The 13,482-nt window shown below is 57.7% G+C and carries 17 protein-coding genes, 1 tRNA gene and 1 pseudogene; 13 read left to right on the top strand and 6 right to left on the bottom strand.

Annotation, left to right across the window (positions count from 1 at the left end; genetic code table 11):
- Nucleotides 1-97 precede the first annotated feature (97 nt).
- From AB4P91_RS25995 to AB4P91_RS25985, 3 genes are all read left to right on the top strand, one after another.
- Nucleotides 98-679 (top strand): DJ-1/PfpI family protein, encoded by a 582-nt coding sequence (locus AB4P91_RS25995; RefSeq protein WP_395603984.1) that lies wholly within the window; start codon nt 98-100, stop codon nt 677-679.
- Nucleotides 680-692: 13 nt separating this feature from the next.
- Nucleotides 693-998, top strand: a complete 306-nt coding sequence (locus AB4P91_RS25990) for a ribbon-helix-helix domain-containing protein (protein ID WP_395603983.1) — start codon at nt 693-695, stop codon at nt 996-998.
- Between the two features lie 192 nt (nt 999-1,190).
- On the top strand, nt 1,191-1,535 hold the full coding sequence (locus AB4P91_RS25985; RefSeq protein WP_150594405.1) for a YegP family protein: 345 nt from the start codon (nt 1,191-1,193) through the stop codon (nt 1,533-1,535).
- Nucleotides 1,536-1,677: 142 nt separating this feature from the next.
- Here the strand turns inward: AB4P91_RS25985 and AB4P91_RS25980 are convergent, their stop codons facing one another.
- Nucleotides 1,678-2,697, bottom strand: a complete 1,020-nt coding sequence (locus AB4P91_RS25980) for a DUF4917 family protein (protein WP_150687799.1) — start codon at nt 2,695-2,697, stop codon at nt 1,678-1,680.
- Nucleotides 2,698-2,852: 155 nt separating this feature from the next.
- On the opposite strand from AB4P91_RS25980, the gene yiaY reads away from it, so the two are divergent.
- A complete protein-coding gene (gene yiaY / locus AB4P91_RS25975) occupies nt 2,853-4,001 on the top strand; it encodes an L-threonine dehydrogenase (RefSeq protein ID WP_150594403.1) in 1,149 nt (382 codons plus the stop codon).
- A 149-nt stretch (nt 4,002-4,150) separates the two neighbouring features.
- On the opposite strand, the gene AB4P91_RS25970 is transcribed toward yiaY, so the two are convergent.
- Entirely contained in the window at nt 4,151-4,639 is a 489-nt protein-coding gene (locus AB4P91_RS25970; RefSeq protein ID WP_150594402.1) for a DMT family transporter, read from the bottom strand.
- 77 nt (nt 4,640-4,716) lie between these two features.
- On the opposite strand from AB4P91_RS25970, the gene AB4P91_RS25965 reads away from it, so the two are divergent.
- From AB4P91_RS25965 to AB4P91_RS25935, 7 genes are all read left to right on the top strand, one after another.
- Nucleotides 4,717-5,628, top strand: coding sequence for a LysR substrate-binding domain-containing protein (locus tag AB4P91_RS25965; protein ID WP_395603982.1), 912 nt, complete (start codon nt 4,717-4,719; stop codon nt 5,626-5,628).
- 21 nt (nt 5,629-5,649) lie between these two features.
- The gene (locus AB4P91_RS25960; RefSeq protein ID WP_395603981.1) at nt 5,650-6,369 is read left to right on the top strand and encodes a hypothetical protein; all 720 of its coding nucleotides are present in this window, start codon (nt 5,650-5,652) and stop codon (nt 6,367-6,369) included.
- A gap of 38 nt (nt 6,370-6,407) precedes the next feature.
- A complete protein-coding gene (locus AB4P91_RS25955; protein ID WP_395603980.1) occupies nt 6,408-7,124 on the top strand; it encodes a hypothetical protein in 717 nt (238 codons plus the stop codon).
- 4 nt (nt 7,125-7,128) lie between these two features.
- Nucleotides 7,129-7,545: a fosfomycin resistance glutathione transferase gene (gene fos / locus AB4P91_RS25950; RefSeq protein WP_150687803.1), complete on the top strand. Its 417-nt coding sequence runs from the start codon at nt 7,129-7,131 to the stop codon at nt 7,543-7,545.
- Nucleotides 7,546-7,605: 60 nt separating this feature from the next.
- Nucleotides 7,606-8,244: a LysE family translocator gene (locus AB4P91_RS25945; RefSeq protein ID WP_395603979.1), complete on the top strand. Its 639-nt coding sequence runs from the start codon at nt 7,606-7,608 to the stop codon at nt 8,242-8,244.
- 125 nt (nt 8,245-8,369) lie between these two features.
- Complete coding sequence (locus tag AB4P91_RS25940) at nt 8,370-8,528, top strand: KGG domain-containing protein (protein ID WP_080762009.1); 159 nt, start codon at nt 8,370-8,372, stop codon at nt 8,526-8,528.
- A gap of 75 nt (nt 8,529-8,603) precedes the next feature.
- Nucleotides 8,604-9,107, top strand: coding sequence for a DUF4142 domain-containing protein (locus AB4P91_RS25935; protein ID WP_150687804.1), 504 nt, complete (start codon nt 8,604-8,606; stop codon nt 9,105-9,107).
- 83 nt (nt 9,108-9,190) lie between these two features.
- Here the strand turns inward: AB4P91_RS25935 and AB4P91_RS25930 are convergent, their stop codons facing one another.
- On the bottom strand, nt 9,191-9,601 hold the full coding sequence (locus tag AB4P91_RS25930; RefSeq protein WP_395603978.1) for a low affinity iron permease family protein: 411 nt from the start codon (nt 9,599-9,601) through the stop codon (nt 9,191-9,193).
- A 220-nt stretch (nt 9,602-9,821) separates the two neighbouring features.
- Here AB4P91_RS25930 and AB4P91_RS25925 point away from each other — a divergent pair, with 220 nt between their 5' ends.
- Both AB4P91_RS25925 and tam read left to right on the top strand, forming a co-directional pair.
- Complete coding sequence (locus AB4P91_RS25925; protein WP_395603977.1) at nt 9,822-10,907, top strand: type I restriction endonuclease; 1,086 nt, start codon at nt 9,822-9,824, stop codon at nt 10,905-10,907.
- 385 nt (nt 10,908-11,292) lie between these two features.
- Complete coding sequence (gene tam, locus AB4P91_RS25920; protein WP_395603976.1) at nt 11,293-12,063, top strand: trans-aconitate 2-methyltransferase; 771 nt, start codon at nt 11,293-11,295, stop codon at nt 12,061-12,063.
- 66 nt (nt 12,064-12,129) lie between these two features.
- Here the strand turns inward: tam and AB4P91_RS25915 are convergent, their stop codons facing one another.
- The 3 genes and pseudogenes from AB4P91_RS25915 to AB4P91_RS25905 all read right to left on the bottom strand — a co-directional run bounded on the left by AB4P91_RS25915 (nt 12,130) and on the right by AB4P91_RS25905 (nt 13,456).
- The gene (locus AB4P91_RS25915) at nt 12,130-12,858 is read right to left on the bottom strand and encodes a class I SAM-dependent methyltransferase (RefSeq protein ID WP_395603975.1); all 729 of its coding nucleotides are present in this window, start codon (nt 12,856-12,858) and stop codon (nt 12,130-12,132) included.
- A 237-nt stretch (nt 12,859-13,095) separates the two neighbouring features.
- Nucleotides 13,096-13,188 (bottom strand): annotated as a pseudogene (locus AB4P91_RS25910) (type II toxin-antitoxin system HicB family antitoxin); the annotation flags it as partial.
- A 194-nt stretch (nt 13,189-13,382) separates the two neighbouring features.
- Nucleotides 13,383-13,456: transfer RNA gene (locus tag AB4P91_RS25905), tRNA-Gly, on the bottom strand.
- Nucleotides 13,457-13,482: the final 26 nt, after the last annotated feature.

The following is a 13,482-nucleotide window of genomic DNA, read 5'->3' as shown; positions in this document are numbered from 1 at the left end:
ATCACGCGGTCTTGCAGGTAGTAGCCGGTTGTTACCTCAGCCTTCGGATAAGGTCTACCCTGAGTACTCCCAAGCATTGCCCAGAGGAGTCCTCACCATGGCCGCGAAAAAAATCCTGATGCTGGTCGGCGATTACGTCGAAGACTACGAAGTGATGGTGCCGTTCCAGGCCCTCCAAATGGTCGGGCACACCGTCCATGCGGTCTGCCCGGACAAGGCTGCGGGCCAGACCGTGCGCACCGCGATCCATGACTTCGAAGGTGACCAGACCTACAGCGAAAAACCCGGTCACCTGTTCGCGCTGAATTTCGATTTCGCCAGTGCCAGTGAGGTCGATTACGACGCGCTGGTGATCCCTGGCGGTCGGGCTCCGGAATACCTGCGTCTGAACGAAAAAGTCCTGGATCTGGTCCGTGCCTTCGACCAGTCCGGCAAACCGATTGCAGCGGTGTGCCATGGCGCGCAGCTGCTGGCAGCGGCGGGCATTCTTGAGGGCCGCGAGTGCAGCGCCTATCCGGCCTGCGCGCCGGAAGTGCGACTGGCGGGCGGCACGTACATCGACATCCCGGTGACGGACGGCCACGTGCAAGGCAACCTGGCGACTGCTCCGGCGTGGCCGGCGCATCCGAACTGGCTGGCCGGTTTCCTCGGTTTGCTGGGCACCCAAATCACCCTGTAACGAGGTTTCGTCCATGTGCGAGCTCTACGTCAAGGCCGACCCGATCCTCTATGAATCGCGCTCTCGCTCGCTGCGCATCCGCGGGGTGGTGACGACGTTGCGCCTGGAGAATCAGTTCTGGGACATCCTCGGCGACATCGCCGAGATCGACGGCATGACCACCAACCAACTGATCGCCAAGCTGTATGAAGAGGTGATGGATTACCGCGGTGAGGTGGTCAATTTTGCTTCGTTCTTGCGGGTGAGTTGTACGCGGTATCTGAGTCAGCGGCGGCTGGATTCGCCGCCATTGTCGGTGGTGCGGGCGGTGGTGAAATAACTCATAGCGAGTCGCTGCCATCGCTCGCAAGCCAGCTCCCACAGAGTCCGGGTCGTACTCAGAATCTTTGTACAGCACACAGAACCTGTGGGAGCTGGCTTGCCAGCGATGGCGCCAGTACAGGCGACAGACGTCCGAGGTTGGTCTTTACTCTGAAGCGCGAAACCTCTCAACCGCCAAGGAGAAACGAGCATGTCCGGATGGTACGAAGTGAGTAAAAGCAGCAACGGCCAGTTCAGGTTTGTACTCAAGGCTGCCAACGCCGAAACCATTCTCACCAGCGAGCTCTACACCACCCGCGCAGCAGCCGACGGCGGCATTGCGTCAGTGCAGACCAACAGTACGCTGGATGAACGCTACGAGAAAAAGTCCACCAAGGATGGTCATCCGTATTTCAATCTAAAAGCGGCCAATCATCAGGTCATCGGCAGCAGCGAGGCCTACTCCTCGGATGCGGCCTGTGACAAAGGCATTGCCAGCGTCAAGGCCAATGGCCCGACGAAGACCATTAAGGACAAGACCCTGCCGGTCCTCTGATTACACTTTCCAATCCAATACAAATCACTGTGGGGGGCTGGCAAGCCTACTCCCACAGTGTCATGGGTCAAACCACACGATCAGATCCAACCATAATCCCTGTGAGAGCGATCCTGCTCGCGAAGGCGTCAGTCCTGCTACATCAGACCTCGACGGGCACCGACAGCTTCGGACTGCCCAATGCATGGGTCTTCGCATCAAAAAAGCGCAACTGCGCGCCCGTCCCCTCAAACACTTTCGCGTAGTGGCGCTTCTGATGCTGAACGAACGCCGCGCTGCGCGGATAAATCGAGATCGCCACGACCGCAGGCTTCGCCAGACGCAGGGCCCGGACGATGTGGCTGTCCTGCTCGCCCAAGGCATGGCCGAAGATGCACAGGCTGTCGCTGTGGCCCAATAACTGCTCGTAACAGAACGACAGGTAATCCGAGCTGCGAATGGTCTTGAGCTTGTCGGCGCTCGGCCCTTCGGTGACGAACAGCGGCACGTCATCCAGCGTCTTGATCGTGTTGTTGATCGCAAAACTGCCGAGCAGCGTGCCCTCGGTCGAGGTCAGCTTGCGCGCGGTGCCATCCTGATTGCGCACCAGGTGCAGACCGCCGTGCAGGTACAGCAAACGCGGTTTGGACGTAGCGGTTTCGCTGATATCGAAACTGGCGTTGGCGCCTTTGAACAGATCGTCGATGGCCTCGCTGCGATGCTGAATCGCCCAGTAGTTGAGCAAATCGTAATTGGTGGTGAACACCGTGCGATAGCGCGCCAGTTCTTCATTCAGCGTGGTGAGCGTTGAGGTCTTTACCAGCCGCCACGGAATGTGAATGGCGTGCACGGTGTTGATCAACGCTTCCTTGATCGCGTAGTAGCGGTTGCGCGGTGCGGCCGAGCTGACGGCCAGCGCCTTGTTCACCCGGCTGGTGGTTTTGAGGGCGCTGAGGACCTGCTCGAAGCTGTGCGTCTGCATCGCGTCGAACACCGCCAGTTCCGACGCGCTCAGGGGTTTTTCTTCCACGGTACGGGCGTTTTCGAACAGCGAGTCGTAGCCGAAGTCATCCCAAACGGCCCGGCTGGCGCCGTTGCCCACCAGCAAACCGTTGAAGCCGGTTGCAGCGCGCAGGGTATTCCAGTCTTCGAGGGTGGCGTCGACATCCAGAAAATCGCTCATTACTTGGCACATCTCAAAACAAAGGGGCTGATGGGCGGTGACTTTATCACGAGCGGACATTGAGCCAGATCAACATACGCCGTGACCGATCGGTCGATCCTGTGCCTACCCGTCGGATCGCAGCTGTCGATTCGGCCCCAGTCAGGAGTCACACGATGAGCAGCACCTTTTTCATTCCGGCGGTCAACATCATGGGCAATGGGTGCCTCGACGAAGCCATGGTCGCGATCCGCAACTACGGTTTTCGCAAGGCGCTGATTGTCACCGATGTGGGGCTGGCCAAGGCTGGCGTGGCGGCCATGGTGGCCGAGAAACTGGCGATGCAGGACATCGATTCAGTGATTTTCGACGGCGCCAAACCGAACCCGAGCATCGCCAATGTCGAGTGCGGTTTGGGCCTGCTCAAGGAAAGTCGTTGTGATTTCGTGGTGTCGCTGGGCGGTGGATCGCCGCACGACTGCGCCAAGGGCATCGCGCTGTGTGCGACCAATGGCGGGCAGATTCGCGATTACGAAGGCGTTGATCAATCGAGCAAGCCGCAATTGCCGTTGATCGCCATCAACACCACCGCCGGCACCGCCAGCGAGATGACCCGGTTCTGCATCATCACCGACGAATCGCGTCACGTGAAAATGGCCATCGTCGACCGTAACGTCACGCCGCTGCTGTCGGTCAACGACCCGGCGCTGATGGTCGCGATGCCGAAAAGCCTGACCGCTGCCACTGGCATGGACGCCCTGACTCACGCGATTGAAGCCTACGTCTCGACCGCCGCGAACCCGATCACTGACACCTGCGCCCTGAAGGCCATGACCCTGATCAGCAACAACCTGCGTCTGGCCGTGCGCGACGGCAGCGACCTCGCCGCACGGGAGAACATGGCCTACGCGCAGTTCCTCGCCGGCATGGCGTTCAACAATGCGTCGCTGGGCTACGTGCACGCGATGGCGCACCAGTTGGGCGGTTACTACGACTTGCCTCATGGTGTTTGCAACGCCGTGCTGCTGCCGCATGTGCAGACGTTCAATGCGCTGGTGTGTGCCGACCGGCTCACCGATGTCGCCCACGCCATGGGTGCCGATGTGCACGGTTTGAGCCCGGAAGAGGGGGCTCAGGCGGCGATCACGGCGATCCGTTGTCTGGCCAGGGACGTGGAAATTCCGGGCGGCCTGCGGGACCTGGGCGCGAAACTCTCGGACATTCCGGTACTCGCCACCAACGCCCTGAAAGACGCTTGCGGGCTGACCAATCCACGTGCGGCGGATCAGCGGCAGATTGAGGAGATTTTCCGCAACGCGTTTTGAGGTCAGTGCTTTCCTGATAATTTCGACCCAGTCAAACCGGCCGCTTCGCGAGCAGGCTCGCTCCCACAGTGAATCGCCTTTCAATTGTGGGAGCGAGCCTGCTCGCGAAGACTGATTTGCAGGCACTGCAAATCTATTGGGTTCTCAGGCTACCCAACAATCGCTACATTCCTCTCGAAAACCCCACCACACTGAATCAACACCACCCCCGCAATCAGCAACAACGCGCCAGATACTCGCGGCAATGTCAGTTGCTTTTCCATCAAGCCAAACAGCCCGAAGTGATCCAGCACCATCGAGGCAATGACCTGTCCGGCCAACGCCAGGGCGACAAATCCCGACGCGCCGAGTTTGGGCAACAGCATCACCGCCAGCGCCACAAAGCACACGCCGAACGCGCCACCGGCCCATATCCACAATGGCGCCTTGCTGATGAACGCCATTGACGGCAACGGCAAGCGCAACGCCAGAATCACAGGCAACAACACCAGCACACTCACCAGCAGCGACGCCAATGTCGCCCACAGCGGATGCCCCAGCCCTCGCGCCAGATTGCTGTTGATCGCACTTTGAAACGGCACCACGGCGCCGGCGAAAGCGGCCAAGGCGAGCAGGCCGGCCCACTGCAACGTACTCATGATCATCCTCCAACAGGTTTTGCTGGACTCTAGGCTATTCGTCACGCAAATTTAAATTCCGTTTTGTCATCAAGTACATGCACCAGATGAATGATCTGCGCCGTATCGACCTTAATCTGCTGGTGATCCTCGACGCCTTGCTCAGCGAGCAACACGTCACCCGCGCCGCCGAGCGCCTGCACCTAAGCCAGCCGGCGGTCAGCCATGCGCTGGCGCGATTGCGTGACGTGCTGGGTGACCCATTGCTGGTGCGCGCAGGTTCTGGCCTTGTTCCTACCGCGCGGGCGCTGGAGCTGGTCGCGCCGTTGGCCGAAGCGCTGGCCCAGGTGCAGTCGCTGTTGGCCCCCAACACCTTCGATCCGGCGAGTGCGCGCCGGACCTTTCGCGTGGCGATGTCCGACTACGGCGCGGCGATCATCCTGCCCACGCTGATCCGCACCCTGCGCCGCGAAGCGCCGGGCATCGACTTGCAAATCAGCCACGCCAGTCGCGAAGGCATGCTGGAAGGGGTGCTCAACGGCGATATCGACGTGGCCGCTGGCGTGTTTCCGGAAATGCCCAACGAATTGCGCAGCACGCTGCTGTTTGAAGAACGCTACGTGTGCCTGCTGGATCGCGCCAGTTTGCCTGCCGACGGCGTTCTGGATCTGCCGACCTATCTGTCCCGCCCGCATGTGTTGCTGGAAATGCGGGGCAGCGGCACGCCGGAAATTGAACGCGCGTTAACGTCCCTGCGTGAGCGCCGCCGCGTCGCCATCAGCCTGCCACACTGGAACGTCGCGCCACAGTTCATCAGCGGTACGGATCTGATTCTTACGGTGTCGTCACGGGGCTTGCGGGACATCGACCCGCGCGAACTTGTCGTCGTGCCGCCACCGTTCGAGATACCGCCGTTCACGTTTGTGCTCGCGTGGCATAAGCGCCGGGGCGGCGATCAGGCGTTGAATTGGTTGAATCGCAGGATTGAGCAGGGGATAGTGCGCGGCTGAAACGTAAGCAAGGAGCGGGAAGTGACAGTGAAGTCTGGATTGATCGGGTGTGTGGTGTTGAGCGGGTGGTTGAGCGCGGGCCAGGTGTTTGCCGCTTGCACGCCGCCAGCGGTTGCGGGGGAGGATGTCTCTGCCTGCAAGGAGTGGCCGGCCTACCCGGGGCTCACCCTCAGCGCCAAGACTCGGTTTGCGCCCGGTACCAGCGAAGCGCTGGGTACCCACGATCTGGACGTGTCCGTGTTGCAGGATGGCCAACCGACTCCGATTGCGACCTATCACCAGGCCGCCGCTTTCGTAATGGATGGCGTCTACTTGAAGGATCTGACGCTCGACACGGCACGCTACAAACTCGCTCCCGAACTTCGAGCCTTTGGTGTTCGCGCAACGCTCGCTAACGGCTCTCGTCTCAACCCCGTGGAGGAACATCAACTGTCGCTCTACGTGAAGGAGGGCGCGACGTTGCGTCCTGTCCTGCGTCAGTTGGTGGTTTATGAGTATGGAGGCGAGTGGGATGACAACTGCGCTGGACAGCGTTTTGAAATTTCAAGAACCGTCGATATCGCTAAAACAAGCGCCTACGGCTATGCAGATTTAATCGTCAAAACCCAGGAAAAAGGCACGACAAGTGTGGTTGAAGGCGACACTTGTGAAGACAAGACGACTGTACGCCAACCGGTTTTGACAACATTGCATTACGACGGAAAGAATTACGTCCTGCCACCAGGTCTCAAGGGGCTCTGATTCACCCGCTGAAACACGACTTTTATCAAGGAAGAACCATGCTCACCCCTACCAGACTCCTTATCGCCCTCGGTATTCTGGCCATCACCGCCCAAGCCCAGGCCGCCTGCACCACCAAGGCCTTCGACGGCCAATCAATGTCACGCTGCGTCGTCTGGCCGGCCTTCCCGAGTCAGGCGATCGCGGTCAAGTCCACGTACCTGGCTGACTCGGGCGGCGACGATGCCGGGGTGTTCGATCTGGATCTGTCGATCGTCAACGCCAGCAATGCCAACCCTATCGCCACTTTCCGCAAGCCAGGTGCTTACAACTCTGATGCCGTGCGCTTCGATGACCTGCGCATTGATACCGGGCGCTATCAACTCGCGCCGAATGTTCGCGCGTTTGGTCTGCGCTCGAAGTTCGTGCACAGCTCCCATGCCATTCCCTACGAAAAAACCGATCTGGCGTTGTACGTCCGCGAAGGCAACAACCTGCGCCCGGTTCTGGAAGGCTTGGTGGTCTACAAAAACAACGGTGAATTCATGAGCGACTGCGAGGGCTATACCAATGAGGTCCGCAGGAGTGTCGAGATCGGTTCATCGAGTCATCATGGTTTCGCCGATTTGATCATCACCACCCGCGCCAGCAAAATGAACGACGCCAAGTCGGGCAACGAGTGCGTTTCCAAAACCACTCACCTGAAGAAAACCCGGATCACGTTGACCTACGACGGCCAACAATACGGTGTCCCTGAAGATCTCAGAGGTTACTGAACCGATGCTCACCGGCCTCAACCACCTGACCCTTGCCGTCAGCGACCTGAATCGCAGCCTGGCGTTTTACCGCGATGTGCTGCAGTTGCGCGTCGAAGCGACGTGGGACAACGGCGCCTATCTGTCGCTGCCGGGGCTGTGGTTGTGCCTTTCGCTTGATTCGAAACGCAGTGCCCAGGCGTGCGGCGATTACACCCACTACGCCTTCAGCCTCAGCGCGGCGGATTTCCCGGTTTTGGTACAGAGACTAAAAGCGGCAGACGTTCAGGAATGGCGGGATAACCGTAGCGAAGGTGCCTCTTTTTACTTTCTCGATCCTGACGGCCATCAGCTCGAAATTCACGTCGGCGATCTCGCTTCGCGGCTGGCGGCGTGCCGGCAAAAACCGTACGCCGGCATGCGCTTTTACGACGTCCCGTGATCAGACCGTTTTCGCTGATATAGACTGGCCGCCACGTATTCACGCGTTTGCAGGTAACCCATGACTCCATCGTTGCTAATGGCCGTGCTGGCCTCGGGTTTCATTTACGGCATCACGCCCGGGCCCGGTGTGCTGGCGGTGTTCGGCATCGGCGCAGCGCATGGGCGGCGTGCTGGCGCGGGGTTTCTCTGCGGGCATTTGCTGGGCGATGTGATGTGGTGCAGCACTGCATTGATCGCGATTGTCGGCGCGCGGGAAATCGGCAGCACCGCGTTTGATGTACTTGGCGTACTGAGTGGCTTGTACCTGTTCTGGCTCGGTTGGCGTGCAGTGCGTGCGCAACGGCGCAGTGATGATCAACCGCAGGGCGCGGCGCGCAATCCCTTCTGGCACGGCATTTTGTTCGGCCTGACCAATCCCAAAGCCTATCCGGTGGCGGTGGCGACGTTTACCGCGCTGCTGTCGAGCCGCGCCGAGCTGCTCAACTGGTCGATGTTGCCCGCGCTGATCGCCCTGAGCTTCCTTGGTGGAGTGCTCGCCTACGCGATTCTGATCGGTGTGGTGGGCGCGCAGCGAGTGCGCACGGTGTATCAGCGTCATGAACTGCTCATCACTCGGTTGTGCGGCGTAATGTTCATCGGTTTCGCCATCAATGCGCTACTGCATGCGTTGCCGGGATTGATGCCGAACAAGGCTTGATCTACGCGCCGCGGATTCACCGTTCGTCGCAGCGATGGCAATTTTTCTAAACCTTTGCCGGTCAGAAAATTCTCAATCTAGGCGGGCACCTGCTCGCCACGATCAATACCAAGAGGTAGAGAATCATGCCTAATTCAAGAAACTCGAACTCGGGAAACTTCGCCAACGATCGAACGAAGGCTTCTGAAGCCGGTCGCAAAGGTGGGAAAACCACCACAACGACGGTCGATAAAGAGCCTGCGAAAACAGAAACGGGCCGCAAGCCTGCTCAGAAATCGAAGTAGTCGGTGAAGGTAGTTTTGATTGAGAGGCGGGGGCGAAAGCTCCCGCTTGAATTCAGCAAGAAGGAGGGCGCGACCATGAGCCGGATGGCCACCCAGGTACGTCGTGTAAGTTTTGTCACACTGTTGGGGTTATTCGCCAGCAGTGCTTTTGCCCAGTCGCCTGCCGAATTCATCAACGATGCTTCGGCCAAAGGCATGGCCGACATCGAAGCCAGCCGTTTGGCGCATCAGAAGACCGAATCCAAAGAGGTCAAGGATTTCACCATCGTCGTCATCAACGACCGCACTACGGCCAATCAGCATTTGGCGAAGATTGCGAAAAAACTCGACCTGCCCGTCGCGCCGCGTGAAGAAATGGCCGACAAGGCCAAAGAATTGATTCCTGAAGTGAAAGACGGCGCAACGTTTGATCAGGCGTACGCCGCCAGTCAGGTCAAAGCCACGGAAGAGGCGATCCAGCAGATTCAGCAGGAGGCGCAAAACACCACCGTGCCGGAGATCAAGGCTTTCGCCGATGAGACGTTGCCCAAGTTGCAGAATCATCTGCAGATGGCTCGGTCGCTTCAAGCCAGCCGCTGATTTGAGTTAATGATCAAAAGATCGCAGCCTTCGGCAATGCTTTGTGTAGGCGCTGCCGAAGGCTGCGATCTTGTGCTTTTAGATCAGCATTCATTCAAATCCTGCTTCGCCTTACCCGTGTCGCCCATTCCCTCAAGATCGAAAACCTCGCCCTCGCCTAAACTGCGGTAGTGCTTGCGCAGCGCTTCCAGCTGCTTCAAGTCCAGCGCCTCCAGCCCGAGCATCGCGTTTTGTGCTTCCTTGTTTACCCGCAGCAATTCATCAAGTTTCAAATGCAGGATGTCGGTGTCGCGGTTCTGCGTGTTCTGGATCAGGAACACCATCAGGAACGTGATGATCGTCGTCGAGGTATTGATGATCAGCTGCCACGTGTCGTTGTAACCAAAAATTGGCCCACTCATTCCCCACAGCCCAATCAGGATCAACGCCCCCATAAACGTCTTGGGACTGCCGGCCCACAGGGCAAGCTTCTGGGAAATCTTCGCGAATTTCATAGCCGTGTTCCTTGTTGTTGGGTGCCTGAAATTCAGACACTGACGGCTTGATGAAAATTCTACTTACAACTACCCACTCATTAAATAAACGAAAGTCCCGAGCTTTGATAACGAGTTTCAAGCGGCGAACTTTCATTGTGCTGGTTTGTGTCTAGTATCAAGTGGCAATCAAATCGCCAGCAGGTCAGGACAGGGATTGAAATCACGCGAGGGGCCGTTCATGGATTTTTTCGAAAAGTTAGCCAGTTTAGCCGCGAAAGTCAGATTGCAGAGTGCTGCAATCCAGACCGAGGAAGCAACAAAGAACGCGTTCGTGATGCCATTTATCAGCACCGTTTTGGGGTACGACGTCTTCGATCCGACAGAGGTAACTCCCGAATTTGTCTGCGACATAGGTACGAAAAAGGGAGAGAAAATCGACTACGCCATTATGAAAGATGGCGAAGTACAAATTCTCATCGAATGCAAGAAAATAGGCGAGCCGCTTCACATCAACCATGCATCTCAGCTATTTCGCTACTTTCACGTCACAAGCGCACGCATCTCGATCCTGACTAACGGGCAGGTCTACAAGTTTTTTACCGATCTGGATGCGCCGAACAAGATGGATGAAAAACCATTCTTGGAGCTGGATCTGCTGGATATCGATGAGTACTCGGTTCCCGAGTTGGTGAAGTTGACTAAATCCGCTTTTGACGTCGACTCGATAATCAGCGCTGCCGGCGAACTCAAGTATGTAAGCCAGATAAAAAAGGTGATCGCAGCTCAGGTAAGCAAGCCGGACGATGATTTCGTCAAGGTTTTCGCCTCTCGTGTTTACGATGGTGTAATCGCGCAAAAAGTACGTGAGCAGTTTCATGAGCTGACACGAAAAGCTGTTGTGCAGTTTCTCAACGATCAAATCAATGACCGGCTCAAATCTGCAATGAGCGGAGCAATGCAGCCTACGTTAGCTTCGTTACCCTCATCTTCTGTCGGCACAGATCCAGTAGATCCACGTGACGAGTCGGATGACAAGGTTTTAACAACGCTCGAAGAGTTAGAGGGGTATCACATTGTTCGGGCGTTAGTTCGATCAGTGGTCGATGCCAAGCGAATCGTTCAGCGTGACACGCAGAGCTACTTCGGCATTCTGCTGGATGACAATAATCGGAAGCCGATCTGTCGCTTACATTTCAATCGCTCGCAGAAGTATCTAGGTATCTTCGATGAGGACAAAAACGAAACACGTCATCCGATCAACACTGTCGATGACATCTATGAGTATTCGGACCATTTGAAAAAGACGGTTGGATTTTACGAGTGAAAAGAACCGGCCTCATTGGCCGGTTCTTTTTTCTTTTGATTAATCTGAGATCTCACCAACCAGCCATTCGGAATACCCCACAGCCTTACATTGCTGATCAACTCGCACTGGGTGGTGCCGGAAGTCCTGGCTTTGCGAACACGATAATTATCGTCTGTCTTGTGGCTGCCAGGTTTCCTCGGGTGGGTGGGATCAGGGGGCGTGGGAGATGAGCGGGCGGTGCTCCTCGCACGAATTGTTTGAGTCGCACTCATCCCGACTGGAACCGGCGAATTGGCAATAGCGGTAAACAAGCTGGCACCGTTTTCCAATTGTCGGTCTGGAACTGCCTGCGGGGCTGCCTGTATCGTAATGCACCGCTTAAATTTCCCGTCAGGAGAACGCAATGAGTTGGTCCGCCAAACAATACGTCGCTTTCGAAGATGAACGCACCCGCCCGGCCCGTGATCTGCTGGCGGCGATTCCTACGGCTGAAGCGCGATCGGTGGTCGATATCGGTTGCGGTCCGGGTAACTCGACGGAGCTGCTGGTGCAGCGTTTTCCTGGGGCGACAGTCAGTGGACTGGACAGCTCGGCAGACATGATCGCGGCCGCGCGCAAGCGCTTGCCGCAGCTGCAGTTCGATGTCGCCGAGATTGATCGATGGGCCGATGAAGGGCCTTTCGATGTGATCTTTGCCAATGCGGTATTGCAATGGGTACCCAATCACGCGGCGTTGCTGCCGGCGCTGGCGGGCAAGCTCGCGGAGGGCGGCAGTCTGGCAATTCAGATGCCGGATAATCTCAATGAACCCTCCCACCGCTTGATGCGTGAAGTCGCGGCGAATGGCCCGTGGGCAAGCAAACTCGCTGACGCTGCCGGGCAGCGTACGGACATGGCGAGCGCCAGCGAGTACTTCTCGATGCTGCGACCGCACTGCGCGCGGGTCGATGTGTGGCGCACCACGTATCACCATCAGCTGTCGGATGGCGCTGCCGGGGTGGTCGATTGGTTCAAGGGCAGTGGGCTGATTCCGTTTCTGAGTCCGTTGACTGAAAGTGAGCGGGCACAGTATCTGCAGCGGTATCTGGCTGAGGTTGAGAAGGCTTATCCGGCGTTGGCGGATGGCTCGGTGCTGTTGCCGTTTCCACGGTTGTTTATGGTGACGACGCGCTGAAGGCTCGTTCAAAGCCTGTGGCGAGGGAGCAAAGTCCCTCGCCACATTTACTTTGTCTCTCCAGACTTAGCGCTGTACCGCCACCAGCATCATCATCGGCCGTTCGCGCTCTTCAGCCAGCGCCGGTTGCGCCGCCACTTCTTCATCGCTCGGGCCCCACTCGTTGATGTGGCGAATGGTGAAACCGGCAGCGATCAGTGAGTTGAGCAATGTCCCCATCGTACGGTGCTGCTTGATCACCCCGTCGGCCAGCCAATTCGTCACCCGTTCCCCTTCCAGCTGATAACTGTCCAGCGGCCAGCGCTTGCGACCTTCGCTGTCGATCAGCCAGCCGGGATTGCGCGGTGCCATGAAGATCGGGTGTTCGATGGAAAACACAAAATGCGAACCCGGTTTCAGCGCTGCGTAGAGGTGCGCAAATAACCCCGGCAGATCCTTGATGTAGTGCAGCGCCAGAGAGCTGTAAGCCAGATCGAAACTGCAGGCGGGCAAGTCGAGCTGTTCCAGGTCGGCGCGTTCGTAGCGGATGTTCGCCACCGAAGTGGTGTCGCGTGCTCGCTGCAGCATTTTCTCCGAGACGTCCAGCCCCAGCACGTTGGCTTCACCGTGCTCGCTGGCCCAGCGGCTGAACCAGCCATAGCCGCAGCCCAGATCCACCACGTGCAAACCGTGCATGGAGGGCAGCAACGCCTTGAGCGCAGGCCATTCCGGCGCGGCATCGAGGCCGCCGATGGAGCGGTTCATCTGGCTGTAGCCCTGGAAGAAGTCGGGATCGTCGTAGACGTTTTGAGTCATGGCTCAAGTGCTCTTTTGAGTGAGGTCGTCAGCGGCAAACGGGCCGCATTGGTTTTCCCTCGAAAGTGATGACGCGTATTCGTCGATGGCCGCGCAGGGGGAGGGTGGTGGTCGATGGGTAAATGCTAGCCGGGCGGACGCAAGGTGAGAACCGATTGAGTGTTGGAGAACTGTAATATTGGCGCACGATTTCAGTGTAAATTCACGACGCCACCGGTGGCGGCCTCGATCACCGTCTCAGCCCTGCTGCAACACCTTCAAGGCAGCCGAAGCCAGAAACCCTGAACGACTCTTCTCCTCCGGGTGATGCAGGACATATTCATCCATCCGTTGCTAATCCGCTCAGTGGTTTGAAGCAGTCTAGATAGGGAGGCAACGGAGGCAGGGAGAGTGTGTTGCAGGTTTTCGCGTTGTTTCAGATGTCAGATGTAAACCTTTTTTCGGGCACAAAAAAACCGGCCATCAAGGCCGGTTTTTTCTGTTCTGCATCCCCCGTCAAACAACAACGTGAGACAAAATTTGAGTGGAGCGGGTAGAGGGAATCGAACCCTCGTCGGAAGCTTGGGAAGCTACTGTTCTACCATTAAACTATACCCGCTCAGAGCGGCTGACTTTGTACCAGAC

The sequence above is a fragment of the Pseudomonas sp. B21128 genome (genome assembly GCF_044218865.1).
GTDB lineage: Bacteria > Pseudomonadota > Gammaproteobacteria > Pseudomonadales > Pseudomonadaceae > Aquipseudomonas > Aquipseudomonas iridis.
The sequence above is the reverse complement of the archived record's forward strand: the minus strand, read 5'-3'. Positions and strand labels throughout refer to the sequence as shown.

Excerpts from the sequence above, each read along its gene's own strand:
- AB4P91_RS25995 (WP_395603984.1), top strand. The coding sequence starts at position 98 with ATGGCCGCGAAAAAAATCCTGATGCTGGTCGGCGATTACGTCGAAGAC.
- AB4P91_RS25990 (WP_395603983.1), top strand. The coding sequence starts at position 693 with ATGTGCGAGCTCTACGTCAAGGCCGACCCGATCCTCTATGAATCGCGC.
- AB4P91_RS25985 (WP_150594405.1), top strand. The coding sequence starts at position 1,191 with ATGTCCGGATGGTACGAAGTGAGTAAAAGCAGCAACGGCCAGTTCAGG.
- AB4P91_RS25980 (WP_150687799.1), bottom strand. The coding sequence starts at position 2,697 with ATGAGCGATTTTCTGGATGTCGACGCCACCCTCGAAGACTGGAATACC.
- yiaY (WP_150594403.1), top strand. The coding sequence starts at position 2,853 with ATGAGCAGCACCTTTTTCATTCCGGCGGTCAACATCATGGGCAATGGG.
- AB4P91_RS25970 (WP_150594402.1), bottom strand. The coding sequence starts at position 4,639 with ATGAGTACGTTGCAGTGGGCCGGCCTGCTCGCCTTGGCCGCTTTCGCC.
- AB4P91_RS25965 (WP_395603982.1), top strand. The coding sequence starts at position 4,717 with ATGCACCAGATGAATGATCTGCGCCGTATCGACCTTAATCTGCTGGTG.
- AB4P91_RS25955 (WP_395603980.1), top strand. The coding sequence starts at position 6,408 with ATGCTCACCCCTACCAGACTCCTTATCGCCCTCGGTATTCTGGCCATC.
- fos (WP_150687803.1), top strand. The coding sequence starts at position 7,129 with ATGCTCACCGGCCTCAACCACCTGACCCTTGCCGTCAGCGACCTGAAT.
- AB4P91_RS25945 (WP_395603979.1), top strand. The coding sequence starts at position 7,606 with ATGACTCCATCGTTGCTAATGGCCGTGCTGGCCTCGGGTTTCATTTAC.
- AB4P91_RS25940 (WP_080762009.1), top strand. The coding sequence starts at position 8,370 with ATGCCTAATTCAAGAAACTCGAACTCGGGAAACTTCGCCAACGATCGA.
- AB4P91_RS25935 (WP_150687804.1), top strand. The coding sequence starts at position 8,604 with ATGAGCCGGATGGCCACCCAGGTACGTCGTGTAAGTTTTGTCACACTG.
- AB4P91_RS25930 (WP_395603978.1), bottom strand. The coding sequence starts at position 9,601 with ATGAAATTCGCGAAGATTTCCCAGAAGCTTGCCCTGTGGGCCGGCAGT.
- AB4P91_RS25925 (WP_395603977.1), top strand. The coding sequence starts at position 9,822 with ATGGATTTTTTCGAAAAGTTAGCCAGTTTAGCCGCGAAAGTCAGATTG.
- tam (WP_395603976.1), top strand. The coding sequence starts at position 11,293 with ATGAGTTGGTCCGCCAAACAATACGTCGCTTTCGAAGATGAACGCACC.
- AB4P91_RS25915 (WP_395603975.1), bottom strand. The coding sequence starts at position 12,858 with ATGACTCAAAACGTCTACGACGATCCCGACTTCTTCCAGGGCTACAGC.